Origin of the sequence: Janibacter sp. GXQ6167 (assembly GCF_041365945.1) — a bacterium.
Classification (GTDB): Bacteria; Actinomycetota; Actinomycetes; order Actinomycetales; family Dermatophilaceae; genus JBGFSK01.
The window spans coordinates 493846-509475 of the sequence record NZ_JBGFSK010000001.1 but is presented as its reverse complement, the minus strand read 5'-3'; the positions used below and the strand labels follow the sequence as shown (position 1 = coordinate 509475).

The following is a 15630-nucleotide window of genomic DNA, read 5'->3' as shown; positions in this document are numbered from 1 at the left end:
CTCACGGCTGGCCGATGTCCTTCAGCAGCTGCTGGAACCAGTCCACTTCGACGTCGAATTCCTTGCCGCCCGCGATCCGATCGAACTCGATCGCGCGCAGTTCATCGCCGCGCTCCTCGTCCTGACCGACGACCCCCGACTCACCGCGCAGGGCCGCGTCCACCGCGTACTCGGTGCAGCGATGGATGAGCGCGAGGTCCTCACGATTCGAGGCCGCCGAGCGGGAGAAGTACCCACTCTTTTGCACCATGACCTTCTCGGCGCCGATGAGCTCAGCGAACTGCTTGCCGAACCATGCGCCGGGGTTGACCTTGTCGAGCTGGACGTGACCGAAGGGGTCGCGCGGCACCTCGGTCCCCGCGGCCTCCATGGCCTCGACGATGTCGGAGACGCCCGCTCCTTCGGAGAGGAAGATGTTGACGCACCCCAACTCGTCCATGACGGCCCGCAGGCGCTCGGCCTCGGCCTCCATGTCGATGTGGCGCTCGGGGACGTAGACGGCGTGGATATCCCAGCGCCGCTCGTCATTGCCGATCGCGGGGACGAACTCACGCTGGGTCAGCCACTCGCGGTAGCGGACCGAGGTCGCACCGGTGAGCCAGCCGCAGTTTCGACCCATGATCTCGTGAATGATCAGCATCCGCGGGTTCGAGGAGTGCTCGGCGATGATGTTCTTGGCGAAGATCGCGCCCTGCTCGGCCGCGGTCCAGGCGCCGAGGCTCTGCCGGATCGGGATGACGTCGTTATCGATCGTCTTCGGCAGCCCGACAACCTGCAGGCCGTAGTCGTGCTCGGCGAGGTAGGCGGCGAGGTCCGCAGCCGTCGTGTTGGTGTCGTCGCCGCCGATCGTGTGGAGGACATCGACCCCGTCGGCCTGCAACTGCTCCGCCGCGATCTGAAGGGGGTTACCCCCTTCGGGCACCAGACCGCGCCGCACGAGATCCTCGGCATTGGTCAGCTTGACGCGGCTATTGCCAAGGGGGCTGCCACCAAAACCCTGCAACCGGTCGGCATGCTCGCGCACCTCGTCGGTGATCTCAACGCTGTTGCCGGTGAGAAGCCCGGCGTACCCGTCCAGGTACCCGATGATGCGCACATCAGGGGCGACCTCGGTGTAGCGCGAGATGAGGCCCCCGACGGCGGAGGACAGGCAGGGCGCGAGGCCTCCGGCGGTGAGCATGGCAACGGTCTTAACGGTCATGGTGCGTGACACGGCCTCTCGATGTTTTCGGCAGCACGGACGAAGGGGGTGGGGGCCGGCACCTTCGATGCAGGCTTGATTCCACCGTATCCGTTACCGAGGACGAGGTCGACGGTGGTCCCGTCGCGCCTCACCTTCTGCAACCGCACACCGTCGAGGTAGTTCGTGAGGCGCTGAGCGGCGCCCTCGCCGTCGGGCCCGTAGCGGATCACGCCGACGTCATCGGGCAGGTGGAAGGCCTGCGGATCGTTCCCCACGTCGCCGATCCGAAAGCCGCGGTCGGCGAGGTCGTCACTGGCGCTTTGGGCCAGGCCCTCGCGGAAGGTCGTGTTGTAGACGTTGACCTTGACCTTGTCGGGCATGGGCGGCGGAGGCGCGGGTTCGTCCACCAACTGGCGGTAGCCATACCCAAGGACGAGGGTGACGCTCGAGCCGTCGCGACCGTCGGACCACAGCCGGGCACCCGGCACCTGACGTTGGAGCAGCAGAGCGTGATCCAGTCCGGCGCTGCCGTAGTAGATCGTGGCAACCCCCCGGACATAGGTCCGGTCGTCGGCGTTATCGACATCGGTGACCGTGAAGCCGCGCTCTTTGAGGGTTCTCGCCACGGCGGACGCGACCCCGTCGGTGTCGTTGGCGTTGAGCACCCGCACGCGCACGTCGCTGCGGGCCGGGGCACTAAGGACAATCGGTTGACAGGTCTCGCCGCCACGCAACACCGATGAGCCGTAGGCCGTCGCGACGGTGAGCGTGCCAAGGATCAGACCCGGCAGGGAGACGAAGAGGGCAACCCTGACCCACCACCGGCGCCGATACTGCTCCGCCTCGACCGGACTGAGCTCGGCGACGGGCACCACTTCGTACTCGCGGTGTCCGGGGCGCTCACCTGGCGCCCTCGTCCCCGATCCGCCACCGTCACTCATCGGCCTCTCCTCACCCCGTGGCTCTGCTCCCTCTCCATTGTCGTCACATCAGTCACATGAGTAACACCAGTAACATGAGAAAGCGACGAGATCGTGCCCGATCTGAGACCTGGATGGCAGCTGTTCGCCCCTATGACGCCGGAGCGGGCGAGGCGGTTCGCTCGTTAGGAGCGGTGGAGGTCGACCGCGATGAGTTCGGCGGTTTCGACCATGGCCGCGGCGCCACGACGAATCGTGTCCGCCGATAAGAAGAGGTCGATGGTGTGCCCGAGCCCCTCGGGCTGGCGCACGCGGCCGACGAAGCGCGGGTCAATCCCGGCGACGTCGATGGGGGTCGGCACCTCTCCAGTCGCCACGTCGTCGAGGATCACGAGCGAGGGCGCCTCGATGATCGCCCGGCGGACCTTCTCGGGTTGCACGGAGCGAGCGCACCGTGCGTGGATCGACATCGAATGCGATGAGACGACGGGCACCTGCACGAGGGTCGCGACGACGGGCACGTGAGGGATCTCGAGGATCTTGACGATTTCTCGGCGCAGGCCCAACTCGGTGGAGGTCCATCCCCCTTCTCCGGGGCGGCCCACCCAGGGGATCACATTCATCGCGAGGGGGGCCGGGAAGGGGGAATCGTCCGGCAGGTCTGAGGTCGCCGCCCGCACATCTCCGGGCGCCTGGCCCGCAGTGGGGTACGACAGCACGGCCTCGTTTTCGGCCCGGAGCCGCGCAATACCCCGATCGGAGTGAGAGGCGGCGGCAATGAGGCCGGTGACGACGAGGAGTTGGAGTTCCCACCCTTGGTTCAGGACATGCGCGGCATCGATGAGGGCCCAGGTGACCGGCCCCGGAAGGGAGACGATCCCGCGCGGACGATCGAGTGCCCGGTCGCCGTTGATGCCCGGCACCACGAGCGGAACCTCGTCATCGAAGCGATGTGCATGGCTGGCGTCGACGACGACCGCACCGGCGGCGACGGCGCGCTCGCTCCAGGCGGCGGTCTGCGGGCCCGGCAGGTTAAACAAGGCGATGTCGACGCCCTGCAGCGACTCCTCGGTCAGCAACTCGATCCGTTGCTCGCGACCGCGCACCGTCAGGGTGCGGGTGGTCATCGTCGGAGCGAGCAGCCGAATCTCGCCCCAGCAATCGGTCCGCATTGCCATGGCGTGCAAGACGGCCTGGGCGAAGCGTCCGACGGCTCCCACCACGGCCACCGTCGGGCGGCCAGTGGTCTCAGGAGACGCGAGCAGGCTCACCGCCCGGTGCCGCCGTAGACGACGGCCTCGCCGTCGCTGGAGTCCAGCCCGAAGGCGGTGTGTAGGGCCTGAACGGCGCGATCGAGTTGGTCGGCGCGGGTGATCACCGAGATCCGGATCTCGGAGGTCGAGATCATCTCGATGTTGATACCAGCGTCGGCAAGCGCGCTGAAGAAGGTGGCGGAGACCCCCGGGTGCGTGCGCATTCCGGCGCCGACCAGGGAGAGCTTGCCCACCTGGTCGTCGTACTGGATCTGAGCGAAGCCCACCGTCGGCTGGAGCCGGCTGAGGGCCTGAACCGCGCTCTGGCCATCGGCCTTCGGCAGGGTGAAGGAGATGTCCGTCAGCCCCGTATCGGTCGCCGAGACATTCTGGACGATCATGTCGATATTGATCTGGGCGTCGGCGACGGCCCGGAAGATCTCGCCCGCCTTACCCGGGCTGTCGGGAACGCCGACGACGGTGATCTTGGCCTCGCTGCGGTCGTGCGCGACGCCGCCGATGATCGGGTCTTCCACGGTTTCTCCTTCGGTCCAGTGCGTGCCATCGCTCGTCACCCAGGTGCCGTCCTTGGTGGAAAAGGAGGACCGGACGTGAATCGGCATGTCGAAGCGGCGCGCATATTCGACGCACCGCAGGTGGAGGATCTTGGCGCCCGAGGCGGCCATCTCGAGCATCTCCTCGTGGGAGATCGCCTCGAGCTTGCGAGCCGACGGGACGATGCGCGGGTCGGCGGTGAAGACGCCATCGACGTCGGAGTAGATCTCACAGACATCGGCGTGCAGGGCCGCGGCGAGCGCCACCGCGGTGGTGTCTGAGCCGCCGCGCCCGAGGGTGGTGATCTCCTTACCCTCTGCGCTCACCCCCTGGAAGCCCGCGACGATCACGATGTGCCCTTCGGCGACCGCCTCAGTGATGCGCCCCGGCGTCACGTCGATGATCCGAGCCTTGCCATGCGCGGCATCGGTGATCACCCCGGCCTGGCTTCCGGTGAAGGAGCGCACGGTCCGCCCGAGTTGAGCGATCGCCATCGCGACGAGGGACATCGAGATCCGCTCACCGGCCGTGAGGAGCATGTCGACCTCGCGCGCCGGCGGCATCGGGCTCACCTCGTGGGCGAGATCGAGCAACTCGTCGGTGCTATCTCCCATCGCCGAGACCACCACGACGACGTCGTGCCCGGCCTTCTTGGTTTCGACGATCCGACTCGCGACCCGCTTGATGCTCTCGGCGTCGGCGAGGGAGGAACCGCCGTACTTTTGGACAACCAGGCTCAATGCAGTGACTTTCCGGGTGGCTTCGATCTCGACACGCTGGGGATAGACCCCGCGCCTAAGGGTACGCGAGGGCCGCGAGCCGCTGAGGGGCCGCCCGCCATCGCCCTTCACTGAGAAGCGCCTGGGGATTAGCCGCCGGTTCGCCGTGCCTGCGCCGACACCGTGGCGGCCGGGTCTACAGTCACCATCATGAGCACACATACCGAGTATTCAGCGACGCCGGGCGGGCCTCCAGCGCCAGCCGCCGGCATCGTCGTCGACCATGCACGACGCAGCTTCGGCCCCGTCCTCGCGGTCGATGACATCTCCTTCGTCGCTCACCCCGGCGAAGTGACCGCCCTCATCGGACCGAACGGCTCGGGCAAGACCACCCTGATGCTGATGCTCGCGAGCCTGCTCGTCCCCGACGCCGGGACGATTCGGATCGATGGCCATGACCCGGTCACCGACCCGGCAGCGGTCCGCGCTCGGATCGGCTGGATGCCGGATGGCTTCGGGACCTGGGATGTGCTCACCGTGCGCGAGATCCTCTCGATCGTCGCCTCGGCCTACCACCTGCCGAAGGGGGAAGCCGCGGACCGGATCGCCCGCCTCCTCGCCCTCCTTCACCTTGACGATCTCGCCGATCGGCCCGCGCGGGTGCTCTCACGCGGACAAAAGCAGCGGCTCGGGCTCGCCCGGGCGCTCGTCAACGAGCCGAGCGTGCTCATCCTCGACGAACCCGCCTCGGGCCTCGACCCTCGGAGCCGGATCGAACTTCGCGACATCTTGCGCTCACTCGCGGCGCAGGGCCGCACGGTCCTCGTGAGCAGTCACATCCTGACCGAGTTGCAAGAAGTCGCCGACCGAGCGGTGATCGTCGCCCGAGGGCGCACCGTGGAGGCCCAAAGGGTCGGCCACGCTCCGGTCGCGATCACGTATCGGATCGCGGCAACCGAACCCGAGGCGCTGCGAGCGGCACTCACCACCCACGGGCTCCAGCCGGTCCACGCCGGGACCTTCGTCGAGGTCGAAGTGGCGAGCGAGACCGCGGCCGTCGACCTCCTGCGCCGCCTCGTCGCCCAGCAGATCCCCATCACCAGTTTCGCCCCGGCACAAGGCAGTCTCGAGGCCGCCTACCTCGCGATGACGGAGGACCGAGCATGAGCATCAACGGCATCCGCACGATCGCCCGCCTCGAGCTCAAACAGCGCGCCCGGGGCACGCGGTGGTATGTCGCCCTCGGCCTCTGGGGAGCGATCATCGCGGGGATCACCGTGCTGACCTACCTCGCTCAGCGTCAGTCGCAATTCCCCGACGGCGGCAGCACCTACGACGTCGTCCTCTTCTTCGTGCTCGGTCTCGGCATGCTCGTCATGCCGGCGCTGACGGCCACGTCGATCAACGGTGATCGCGAGCACGGGGTGCTCGCGACGATGCAGACGACCTTATTGACGGCCGGAGACATCGTGATCGGCAAGCTGGTCGCCGCGTGGGCGATCGCCTTGACCTTCCTCGCCATCGCCGTCCCCTTCCTCCTCTTTGGGTACGCGCAACGCGGCGTCGACTTCTGGGGTGCCGTGCGGGCGGTGATCGTCCTCGCCATCGTGCTCGGCGCGGTGTGCGCGCTCGGGCTGATGTTTTCCTCGCTGGTCGCCCGTCCGGTCGCCTCGGCGGTCCTCACCTACCTCACGACGGCGGGCTTAGTCTTCTTGACCGCGATCGTTTTCATCATGTCCTTCTTCCTGGTCACGACGAAGGAGGACGTGAAAGTCCGCAGCATCCCGGAATCCTTCTGGCTGGATGACCCGACCGGGGAGAAGACTCCGACGATCAAGGACTGCGTCGTGCAGACCGAGCGGCGCGATGTCATCCACACCGAGCGCACGTGGTGGATGCTCGCCATCAACCCCTTCACCGTGGTCGCCGATGCCTCACCGACCCGGCCGACGTCCGGCAAGATGCAGCCCGAAGAAGCATTCACGCCGCTGCGCTACATCTCCTACGGGGTGCGATTGGCCAAGTCCGGCCCTCCGCCCCAGCCCATCAACGAGTGCTACGGCTACGGGGAGCCAGAAGCCGACCCTCAGTCCATGGAGCAGGTGGCCAAGACGGGCGCGGTCTGGCCGTACGGTCTGATCTTCTACATCCTCCTCGGTGCCGGCTCGGCGGCGGTCGCTCACCGTCGCCTGCGCACGCCGATCAAGAAGCTCCCGAGCGGCACGAGGGTCGCCTAGCGGGGATGATGGCCGCGGCACGCGAAGGGGGTGGACGACGAGTTGTCGTCCACCCCCTTCGTCGGTGGCGTGCGGTCAGCGGTTGAGGGCGTCGAACTCCGCCTCGGCCACCACGTCCTCATCGGCGTCAAGGCGCAGGTGCGCGAGCAGTGACTGCAGGACGCGGATCGCCATCGCGGCTCGCTCGCCCCAGTCGGAGAGATAGCTGAACTGCCACCACCAGAGGGCCTCGTCACTGCGCCCGGCGTCGTAGTGCGCGAGGCCGTGAGTCAGGGCTCCAGCAATCACCGTGAGGTCGTTGCTGAGCGAGCCGCTCGTGAGCTCGGCACTCATCACCGGGTCGACGACATCGGCGTAGTCATCGAGCCCCTCGAAGAGTTGCGCGATCCCGGCGCGAAGGGGGTCGAGCTCGACATCCGGCCCGGGGTCGGTTTCGAAGCGCTGCTCCGGCACCACATCGGCAATCGCGCCCAGTCGGGCACCGGTCAACTGGATCTGGGCGAGGGCGAGCAGGCAGTACGGGATCGCGGAGTCGGGCGCGACCCCACTCGCCACCTCGGTCACCGTCGTGAGATAGGCGCGGGCATCGAGGGCGCACTCCTGCGCGAGCAGGGCGTTATCGTCCACGGGCTGATCAGGCATTGAGCAGATTCCTTCCCTCGAAGGCCCGCCCGAGGGTCACCTCGTCGGCATACTCCAAGTCGCCGCCGACGGGCAGCCCCGACGCGAGCCGGGTGATGCGCACATCGAAGTCCTTCAGGAGCCGCCCGATATAGGCGGCGGTGGCCTCCCCTTCGAGGTTGGGGTCCATCGCGAGGATCAACTCGGTGACCTCGCCGGAGGCCAAGCGCGCCATGAGTTCACGGAAGCTCAGATCATCCGGGCCAATGCCGTCGAGGGGACTGATCGCGCCGCCGAGGACGTGGTAGCGGCCACGGAACTCGCGCGTCCGCTCGATCGCGACGACATCCTTGGCCTCCTCGACCACGCAGATCGAGCTGGGGTCGCGGCGCGGGTCCAAGCAGATCCGGCATTGCTCGGCCTCGGCGACATTGCCACAGATCGTGCAGAAGCGGACCTTCGCCTTGACCTCGGTGAGCGCGCTCGCGAGCCGCTGGACATCCTGCGGATCGGCTTGGAGGAGATGGAAGGCGATGCGCTGGGCACTCTTGGGCCCGATCCCGGGCAACCGCCCGAGTTCGTCGATCAGGTCTTGAACCACGCCTTCGTACACGAAGAGGACCATACGCCTTCGCACCGACAATGGTCGGTCTCCGCGCCGCGCCGATCGCCTCAAGCTATGGGCCGAAGGGGTGCCCGTCGCCGCGGACGATCAGGAGGGTTCGTCGTGGATGACAGTCCCGCCGAGGAGCCGCTCGATCACGGCCGGCCCGGCCTCCCCCGCCTCGATGATGTCCTCGTCGTCCTCGCTCACCGCGGAATCGTCGACCTCGTGCTCGACCTCATCCGGCAACGAAGCCGCGGCGAGGCGGGCTCGCTCCAAGGGGCTGAGCGGCGAATCGGGGCCGCTGCTCGGATCCGGACCCGAGGCCGCCTCACTCGTGGTCTCGGCTGGCTGTTCGTCGGGACCGGGAGCACCGGCGGGCTGCGCAGGAGCACCGTCACCGCGCGCGCTCGGGGCGCCCGTCGCCCAGTCGGGAGCTGCGCTCGGATCCGCACTCGCCCAGGCAGGCGTCGACGACGGGTCGGATGGGGCGGTGGACCAGTCGGGGGTGGCACGCTCGTCGCTGGCGGCGCGCGCCCTCGGTGCGCCCTCACGATCACCCCCGCTCGCCTTCTCGGCCGCGTCACTCGCAGGCGGAGTCCTTGGTCCGCCGACCTCCGCAGGGCGGGCACTGGCCCCAGCGGGCGCCGCGTCACCGGCTCCGGCGGCACTGCCACCGGCCCAGGCCGGACCATCACTCGATGGTGGTGGCCCGTCGCTCGCGATCGCTTCGACCATGCAGTCAATACCGAGCTCGTCGCGCAGTGCCTCGCGCACGACCTCGGCGTGCTGGCCTTGGCGGAAGGCATTGGCCAGGCCAACGGTGGTCATCGAGATGGTGAGGCGCCGGCCGTCGTAGGCCTGGACCTGAGCGTGCTGATCGACGAAGGCCCAGGTCGCTCGCCGCTTGCGGGCGATCCGGGAGACGACATCGGGCCAGGACCGGCGCAACGCCTCGAGATCGAGGGATCCGGGAGCCGAGGACTTCGCCTCGGGCGCGCTCGCCGCCGCTGAGCCCCCACCGGCCCACGATGGCATCGCCGCAGCTGGAGCGGCTGGTTCGGGAGCGGCGACCGGGGTCTCCTGCGTCGGCGGGGCACTGGGCTCGGGATGCTCGGGCGCCTGACGCGGCTGCGCGCGTTCCACCGACGCCGGAGGTTCGACCGACGCCGGGGGCTCCGCCGACCTGGAGGGGACCGGCTGCGGCGCGGCGACCGGGTTGGGGCGAGCTGGCGGCGCAGACGGCGGCGGCTGAGACGAGGTGGTCGGGCGCGGACCCTGGGCCACCGCACCTGCGGGCGCCGGCGCCGGGTCATTGGAGGCCCCAGCGATATCGAGCCGACGCTCGATCACGTCGAGGCGACTGGCGTAGCCCCCTTCGCCGTGGGCTCCAGGCAGCAGGACCCTGGCGGCGATTAACTCGAGCTGGAGCCGAGGGGAGGTCGCGCCGGTCATCTCGGTGAGGCCCGCGTTGACGAGGTCGGCAGCCCGCGAGAGCGACGCCGGCCCAAAGGCTGCCGACTGCTGACGCATCCGGTCCACCTGATCGGCCGGGTAGCCGCGCAGGATCGCTCCCGCACCATCGGGCGAGGCGGCAATGATGATCAGGTCGCGCAGCCGCTCGAGCAGGTCTTCGACGAAGCGGCGGGGGTCCAGGCCGGTCTCGACGACCGCGTCGATCTGCGAGAAGACCCCGGCGGCATCCCCCGCGGCGAGCGCGGTGACCGTCGCGTCAAGGAGCTCGCCATCGGTAAAGCCCAACAGCGACGCCGCGCCCTCATAGGTCAGACCCTCTGAGCCACTCCCGGCGATCAACTGGTCGAGAACCGACAGCGAGTCCCGCACGGACCCACCCCCCGCGCGCACGACGAAGGACAGCACGCCCGGCTCGACGGCCACCCCTTCGGCCTCACACAACTGCTCCATGTAGTCGTGGAGGCGAGCGGGCGGGACCAGCCGGAAGGGGTAGTGGTGTGTCCGCGAGCGGATCGTCCCGATGACCTTCTCGGGTTCGGTGGTCGCGAAGACAAACTTCACGTGCTCGGGTGGCTCCTCGACGATCTTCAGCAGTGCGTTGAAGCCCTGCGGCGTCACCATGTGCGCCTCGTCGATGATGTAAATCTTGTAGCGGCTCTGCGCCGGGCCGTACGACGCGCGTTCGCGCAGGTCGCGGGCGTCATCGACGCCACCATGGCTGGCGGCGTCGATCTCGATCACATCGACGGTCCCAGCGCCCCCACGCGAGAGCGCCACGCAGGAGTCGCAGACACCGCAGGGCTGCGGGGTCGGGCCCTGCTCGCAGTTGAGGCAGCGAGCGAGGATGCGGGCGCTGGTCGTCTTGCCACACCCGCGCGGCCCGCTGAAGAGGTAGGCGTGGTTGACCCGCCCCGTCCGCAGTGCCTGCATGAGCGGCTCTGTGACGTGCTCCTGCCCGATGACGTCGGCGAAGGACTCTGGCCGATAGCGGCGGTAGAGGGCGGTGCTCACGGCGATGACCCTAGCCGCGCTCGCTGACAACCGTTAGCGCCGGCGCCTAGTCGTCGTCATCATCATCGTCATCGTCGTCATCGCCGACGAAGGTTCGAACGGGAGGCGCGACGGGACGCGGAGCCGCCGGAGCTTGGCTCGCCCTCGGGGCTGGCGCGGGAGGGCGGCTCGTTGTGGTCGGCCGCGGCACGGCACTCACCCCATCGGGTCCCAACACGGCGTGCTCACGATCGGAGTCGGGAGCGACCACGGCATCACCGTCGGCGGTCGCGGTCTGCTCGAGGCGGATGCCCTCATCGGAGCCGGAGGCACTTCCTCCGACCATCATGACCGCCGCGACAACTGCCCCGATCGCCACGCTCACGACGCCCATCCCCGCCAGCACCACCCACCGCGTCATCGTCATGGGCTCCACCCTGGTGATGGGTGATGAGAGGCGCAGGAGGCAAAGATGAGAAGGCTCTCATCTTTGGCGCGGAAGGCAGGCCTAGGGCATCCGATAGCCCATCCCCCGGACCGTTTCGATCCGCTCAGCGCCGAGCTTGCGGCGCAGGTAACGCACGTAGACGTCGACAACATTGGACTCGGGATCGAAGTCGTACCCCCAGACGCGCGAGAGCAACTGCTCCCGAGACAGGACCTGCCCCGGGTGCTCCATGAAGGTCTCGGCGAGCGAGTACTCCCGCGAGGAGAGGTCGATGACTCGGTCGGCGACCCGTGCCTGACGGGTTCGGACATCGAGGACGAGGTCGCCGTGGCGCAACTCCGAGGTGGGCCCGGTCGCCCCGCCAGAGGCATCGCGCAGGCGCAGCTTGACCCGGGCGAGCAGCTCCTCGAAGCGGAAGGGTTTGGCCATGTAGTCATCGGCGCCCCCTTCGAGCCCGGTCACGGTGTCCGACACCGAATCGCGCGCGGTCAAGATGATGACCGGCACGCTCGAACCGCTTCCCCGCAGGGCCGCGAGGACGTCGAAACCGTCCTTGCCGGGGAGCCCGATATCGAGCACCAACAGATCGAACTCGCCAGTGAGTGCAAGGTCTAAGGCGGCGTCTCCGTCGGCGACCACCGTGGTGGTGTACCCGGCGGCGCGCAGGCCCTTGTCGACGAAGGAGGAGATCCGCCGCTCGTCCTCGGCAATCAAGATGCTGCTCATGGGCCCTCCTTGGGGGCTCGGTCGGTCACGGCTCGGTCTCTAGCGGAAGGGAGATGGTGAAGATGGCACCACCGCCTGGGGCATCGGTCACGGCGACGCTCCCGCCATGCGCCTCGGCGATGGCCCTGACGATCGCGAGACCGAGGCCGGATCCTTCGATACCTCGCCCGGTCTCGGCCCTCCCGAAGCGCTCGAAGATGCGCTCCCGATCGCCCTCGGCCACCCCCGGACCCTGATCGCGCACCCACAGGCGAGCGATCCCCCCTTCGGCGGCGCTCCCGATCGCGATCTCGCAGGCGTCGGGGCCAAACTTCACCGCGTTGTGGGCGAGTTGCAGTACTGCCTGCGTGATCCGGTGCGGGTCGGCGCGCACGACCACCGGTGCGACTCCATCAAGGCGCCAGTCCCGGTCGGCCAGCCCGCGAGCCTTGGTGAGGATCGATTCGGTGAGTTCGGCCAGGTCGACGGGCACGAGATCGACGAACTGCTCGCCCTCGGCCTTCGCCAGCAAGATGAGGTCCTCGACGAGGCGTCCCATCCGGTCGGTCTCGTCGAGCAACAACTCGCGCGTTTCGCTCACGTCATCGACATCGCTCGGGTCGAGCAGTTCTAGATGCCCACGAAGGATCGTGACCGGAGTCCGCAGTTCGTGCCCGGCATCGTCGATCAGCCGGCGTTGCTCGGCGAAGGCCTCTTCCAACCGGCCGACCATCGTGTTGAAGGCCTGCGCCAATTGAGACACGTCGTCGCCGCCGCGAACCGGGACCCGCTGAGTGAGATCCTCTTCGCTCGTTCGCAGCGCCGCATCGCGCAGATCTTGAAGGGGGCGGAGCAGCCGCCCGATGATGAACCACGCCGCGATCCCGATCAGGGCCAGCGAGACGAGGGACACCGCGGCGTAGGTCTGGGTGAGGCGGTACTGGCGCGAGAGGTTTGCCGAGACGTCGTAAACGACGACATAGGACCCGGCGCGCGGACCATCCCCGATCCGCACGGGTACTGCAGCGATCCGGTAGTCGCGTCCGTCGATCCGCACATCTCGATAGACGACCCGGGTCCCCGTGGGCGGGAGGCTCTCGACCGCTTCGCGAAGTTCCTCGGCCCCCGCGACCGCGGCATCTCCGCCTCCGGAGTACTGCTGGGGACGTCCCCCGACATAGGTGACGATCGTCTCATCCGAGGACGGGACGTTGCGCTCCATCGCCACCCGCAGCAGTTGCTCGACATCGGCGAAGGGCTGCCCGGTCTGCGGGTCGACCCCCTTCGTCGCGAGCGCCCGGAACTCAGCCACCTCTTGCTCCAGCGACTCTTGGGCGTCGTCCCGCAGATTGCCCAAGGCGACGACGTGGGAGACGGCTCCGGCGACGATCAGCCCGGTCGCGACCAGCGCGAGCACGGTGAGCAGCACCCGGCTGCGGACCGTCAGTCTCCTCATGCGCCCTCATCTTGCCTGGTCCACGAGGTGGCCGGGGTGGGGCGACGCCGGGGCGATGCTCAGCTTTTCGGGGCATAAAGGACACCCCGCGTACCTGGAAGAGCTCTCCTACCCTTGCTGCATTCCTGCCCTGGGGGAGTTCGGAGAGGTACCACCACGCGGGGTGCCGAGGGATCACTCTACTATCGATCAGGACATGACTCCTCGCACCCTCTTTCGCACCGCATCCACCGCCGAAGCCATCACCTGGACCCTGCTCATCATCGGCATGGTCTTGAAGTACGTGACCAAGACGACCGAGTTGGGCGTTCGCGTCTTCGGCCTCATCCACGGCGTGGTCTTCCTCGCCTACGTCCTCGTCGCGCTCGCCCTGTGGATCAACCAGCGCTGGTCGACCAAGACCGCCTTCTTCGCGCTCGCCGCGGCGATCCCGCCGTGGGCGACGCTGTGGTTCGACAAGCACGCCGAGAAGCACGGGCTCGTCGAGGGCCCGTGGCGAGTCGGTCCCGGGACCTCGGTTGCGACGCGCGAAGGGGAGTCGCTCAGCCTGCCCGAACGTGGCCTGGATACCGCCCTTCGCTACCCGGTCCTGTCGTTGGTGGCTGGGGCCGCGGTCGTGGCGGTCGCGACGGCGATCCTGCTGTGGATCGGCCCGCCCGTCCCCTGGGCGCGCTGACCGCCCCCTTCTCGTCAGTGGCCGCTCCTTCCGAATCGCGAGTAACCACGACGGCGGCATAGGCTCGTGGGTCGCCCTCAGGGGCGACCACCCCGCCTCGAGGAGTTTTTCGCGATGTCCCCCACCGCCCTGCTTGCTGGGCCCTCCCGACGCGCGATCGCTAAGGGCGCCGCCTGGGCGGCGCCCGCGATCGTCATTGGTGCAGCGGCCCCGGCCTTGGCTGCCTCGCAGCCCGACATCCAGGTGACCCGCGTCACCTGCTTCGACCCACTGATCGGCACCAACCTGCTGACCTACCGCGTCTGCGCGGTGGACACCACCTTGGCCGCTGGCAGTCGACTGAAGTGGACCTACTCGGGTGCCAACTCGCGGCCCACCGCCACCGGAAGCCTCGTGACGAACAGCACCGTCACGTTCAACTACCAGGGGACTTACTCGGGGTCCCGCGGCTGGGGGACGGCGACCATCACCACGACGTCGGAACTCGCCCGCGGCGCATGCTGGGACATCACCTTCGGCTACGACATCGGCGTAGGTGCCGAGAGGGACACCACCGTGTGTCTGGAGCTGACGTCGACGACCTCGCAGAACTTGGTGAGCACCAACGACAAGGGATGCTTCACCGTCGGCCGCGGCTCCTGCGACCGCTGATCACCCATCCCACCTCGGCGCGCTGTCGACGTCCGATGGCATGCGAAAGGGCCCCGCTTGAGCGGGGCCCTTTCGGCTGGCGGAGGATGCGGGATTTGAACCCGCGAGGGGTTTCATCCCCAACACGATTTCCAATCGTGCGCACTAGGCCACTATGCGAATCCTCCACCGCGGAGGGTACCTGAGCGCGCGCCCCTCCCCGAAATCGTCGCCTCCCGAGCCCGGCCGAAGGGAGGTCTCCGGCCGCTTTGCCTATCCTGGAGGTCGCCCACCGACCACGCCCCGAAAGCCGCCCGATGAGCACCCCCACCCCGCCCGACCCGGACCAACGCCCCATGCCGGAGGCCGACGCACGCGCGGTCGAGGACGCACCGGCACCCTCGTCGGGTCGATCGCCTCGCACTCCCCTTGTCGTCGCGGCCGTCGCGATCGTGGTCACCCTGGGGTTCTTCCTCATCCCGGCGCTCGGTGGCTCGTCCGCGTCCGATTCCGACCAGACCGCGGCCGCGACCGGGAGCAGTGGATCGCCGACGACGTCGCAGGCGACCCCCAGCACGCAGGGCCAATCCGATGCCCCCTTCCCTGACCACGCCCGTCGCACGGAGGGTGACCCGCTCGCGCTCGGCCGCGTCGACGCGCCCGTCGTCATCGTCAACTGGAGCGACTTCCAGTGCCACTACTGCGGCCTCTTCGCCACGGATATCGCGCCGAAGCTCGAGCACTACATCAAGGACGGGACGGTGCGCGTCGAGTGGCGCGACTTCCCCTACCTCGGTCCGGATTCGCTGGTCGCCGCCCGCGGCGCCCGAGCCGCAGCCGAGCAGGGCAAGTTCTGGGAGTTCCACGATGCGCTCTACTCCGATATGGCACCCCCAAACTCCGGGGCGCTGACCGATACCCGCATGCGCGAGATCGCCGCGCAGTTACAGCTCGATCAGGACGCCTTCGCCAAAGACCTCACGAGCGAAAAACTCCTTCAAGACATCCAGCGCGACGGCCGCGAGGCGCAGGACCTCGGGATCAGCGGCACCCCGTCCTTCCTCATCAACGGCCAGCCCGTCCAAGGCGCCCAGCCGGTCGAGGCCTTCGATGCCGTCATCGACAAGGTGCTGAAGGGGACGTCCTGATCCGCGCCT

15 protein-coding genes, 1 tRNA gene and 1 other RNA gene are annotated in these 15630 nt (G+C 68.3%); 5 read left to right on the top strand and 12 right to left on the bottom strand.

The window, feature by feature from the left end; genetic code table 11:
• Nucleotide 1: 1 nt before the first annotated feature.
• The 4 genes from AB8K43_RS02305 to AB8K43_RS02290 all read right to left on the bottom strand — a co-directional run bounded on the left by AB8K43_RS02305 (nucleotide 2) and on the right by AB8K43_RS02290 (nucleotide 4651).
• Nucleotides 2-1201, bottom strand: a complete 1200-nt coding sequence (locus AB8K43_RS02305) for a pyrophosphate--fructose-6-phosphate 1-phosphotransferase (protein WP_370891208.1) — start codon at nucleotides 1199-1201, stop codon at nucleotides 2-4.
• Nucleotides 1198-2124, bottom strand: coding sequence for a LytR C-terminal domain-containing protein (locus AB8K43_RS02300; protein ID WP_370890922.1), 927 nt, complete (start codon nucleotides 2122-2124; stop codon nucleotides 1198-1200). The genes AB8K43_RS02305 and AB8K43_RS02300 overlap by 4 nt, the downstream gene beginning before the upstream one ends.
• 164 nt (nucleotides 2125-2288) lie before the next feature.
• The gene (locus AB8K43_RS02295; RefSeq protein ID WP_370890920.1) at nucleotides 2289-3374 is read right to left on the bottom strand and encodes an aspartate-semialdehyde dehydrogenase; all 1086 of its coding nucleotides are present in this window, start codon (nucleotides 3372-3374) and stop codon (nucleotides 2289-2291) included.
• Complete coding sequence (locus AB8K43_RS02290) at nucleotides 3371-4651, bottom strand: aspartate kinase (RefSeq protein WP_370890918.1); 1281 nt, start codon at nucleotides 4649-4651, stop codon at nucleotides 3371-3373. The genes AB8K43_RS02295 and AB8K43_RS02290 overlap by 4 nt, the downstream gene beginning before the upstream one ends.
• 189 nt (nucleotides 4652-4840) lie before the next feature.
• Here AB8K43_RS02290 and AB8K43_RS02285 point away from each other — a divergent pair, with 189 nt between their 5' ends.
• Complete coding sequence (locus tag AB8K43_RS02285) at nucleotides 4841-5797, top strand: ABC transporter ATP-binding protein (protein ID WP_370890916.1); 957 nt, start codon at nucleotides 4841-4843, stop codon at nucleotides 5795-5797.
• A complete protein-coding gene (locus AB8K43_RS02280) occupies nucleotides 5794-6867 on the top strand; it encodes an ABC transporter permease (protein WP_370890914.1) in 1074 nt (357 codons plus the stop codon). The genes AB8K43_RS02285 and AB8K43_RS02280 overlap by 4 nt, the downstream gene beginning before the upstream one ends.
• Nucleotides 6868-6942: 75 nt before the next feature.
• On the opposite strand, the gene AB8K43_RS02275 is transcribed toward AB8K43_RS02280, so the two are convergent.
• From AB8K43_RS02275 to ffs, 7 genes are all read right to left on the bottom strand, one after another.
• A complete protein-coding gene (locus tag AB8K43_RS02275; RefSeq protein ID WP_370890912.1) occupies nucleotides 6943-7509 on the bottom strand; it encodes a DUF5063 domain-containing protein in 567 nt (188 codons plus the stop codon).
• Nucleotides 7502-8101, bottom strand: a complete 600-nt coding sequence (recR, locus tag AB8K43_RS02270; protein ID WP_370890910.1) for a recombination mediator RecR — start codon at nucleotides 8099-8101, stop codon at nucleotides 7502-7504. The genes AB8K43_RS02275 and recR overlap by 8 nt, the downstream gene beginning before the upstream one ends.
• 99 nt (nucleotides 8102-8200) lie before the next feature.
• A complete protein-coding gene (locus AB8K43_RS02265; protein WP_370890908.1) occupies nucleotides 8201-10579 on the bottom strand; it encodes a DNA polymerase III subunit gamma and tau in 2379 nt (792 codons plus the stop codon).
• A gap of 46 nt (nucleotides 10580-10625) precedes the next feature.
• Nucleotides 10626-10985: a hypothetical protein gene (locus AB8K43_RS02260; protein ID WP_370890906.1), complete on the bottom strand. Its 360-nt coding sequence runs from the start codon at nucleotides 10983-10985 to the stop codon at nucleotides 10626-10628.
• Nucleotides 10986-11066: 81 nt separating this feature from the next.
• Nucleotides 11067-11732, bottom strand: coding sequence for a response regulator transcription factor (locus tag AB8K43_RS02255; RefSeq protein WP_370890904.1), 666 nt, complete (start codon nucleotides 11730-11732; stop codon nucleotides 11067-11069).
• A gap of 25 nt (nucleotides 11733-11757) precedes the next feature.
• Nucleotides 11758-13167, bottom strand: a complete 1410-nt coding sequence (locus AB8K43_RS02250; protein ID WP_370890903.1) for an ATP-binding protein — start codon at nucleotides 13165-13167, stop codon at nucleotides 11758-11760.
• A gap of 74 nt (nucleotides 13168-13241) precedes the next feature.
• An RNA gene (gene ffs / locus AB8K43_RS02245) (signal recognition particle sRNA small type) lies at nucleotides 13242-13338 on the bottom strand.
• 25 nt (nucleotides 13339-13363) lie between these two features.
• On the opposite strand from ffs, the gene AB8K43_RS02240 reads away from it, so the two are divergent.
• Together AB8K43_RS02240 and AB8K43_RS02235 are read left to right on the top strand one after the other, a co-directional pair.
• A complete protein-coding gene (locus tag AB8K43_RS02240) occupies nucleotides 13364-13843 on the top strand; it encodes a DUF3817 domain-containing protein (protein ID WP_370890902.1) in 480 nt (159 codons plus the stop codon).
• A 114-nt stretch (nucleotides 13844-13957) separates the two neighbouring features.
• Nucleotides 13958-14494 (top strand): hypothetical protein, encoded by a 537-nt coding sequence (locus tag AB8K43_RS02235; RefSeq protein WP_370890900.1) that lies wholly within the window; start codon nucleotides 13958-13960, stop codon nucleotides 14492-14494.
• Between the two features lie 77 nt (nucleotides 14495-14571).
• Here the strand turns inward: AB8K43_RS02235 and AB8K43_RS02230 are convergent.
• Nucleotides 14572-14661, bottom strand: a tRNA-Ser gene (locus AB8K43_RS02230).
• A 129-nt stretch (nucleotides 14662-14790) separates the two neighbouring features.
• On the opposite strand from AB8K43_RS02230, the gene AB8K43_RS02225 reads away from it, so the two are divergent.
• The gene (locus tag AB8K43_RS02225; RefSeq protein WP_370890898.1) at nucleotides 14791-15621 is read left to right on the top strand and encodes a DsbA family protein; all 831 of its coding nucleotides are present in this window, start codon (nucleotides 14791-14793) and stop codon (nucleotides 15619-15621) included.
• Nucleotides 15622-15630 lie beyond the last annotated feature (9 nt).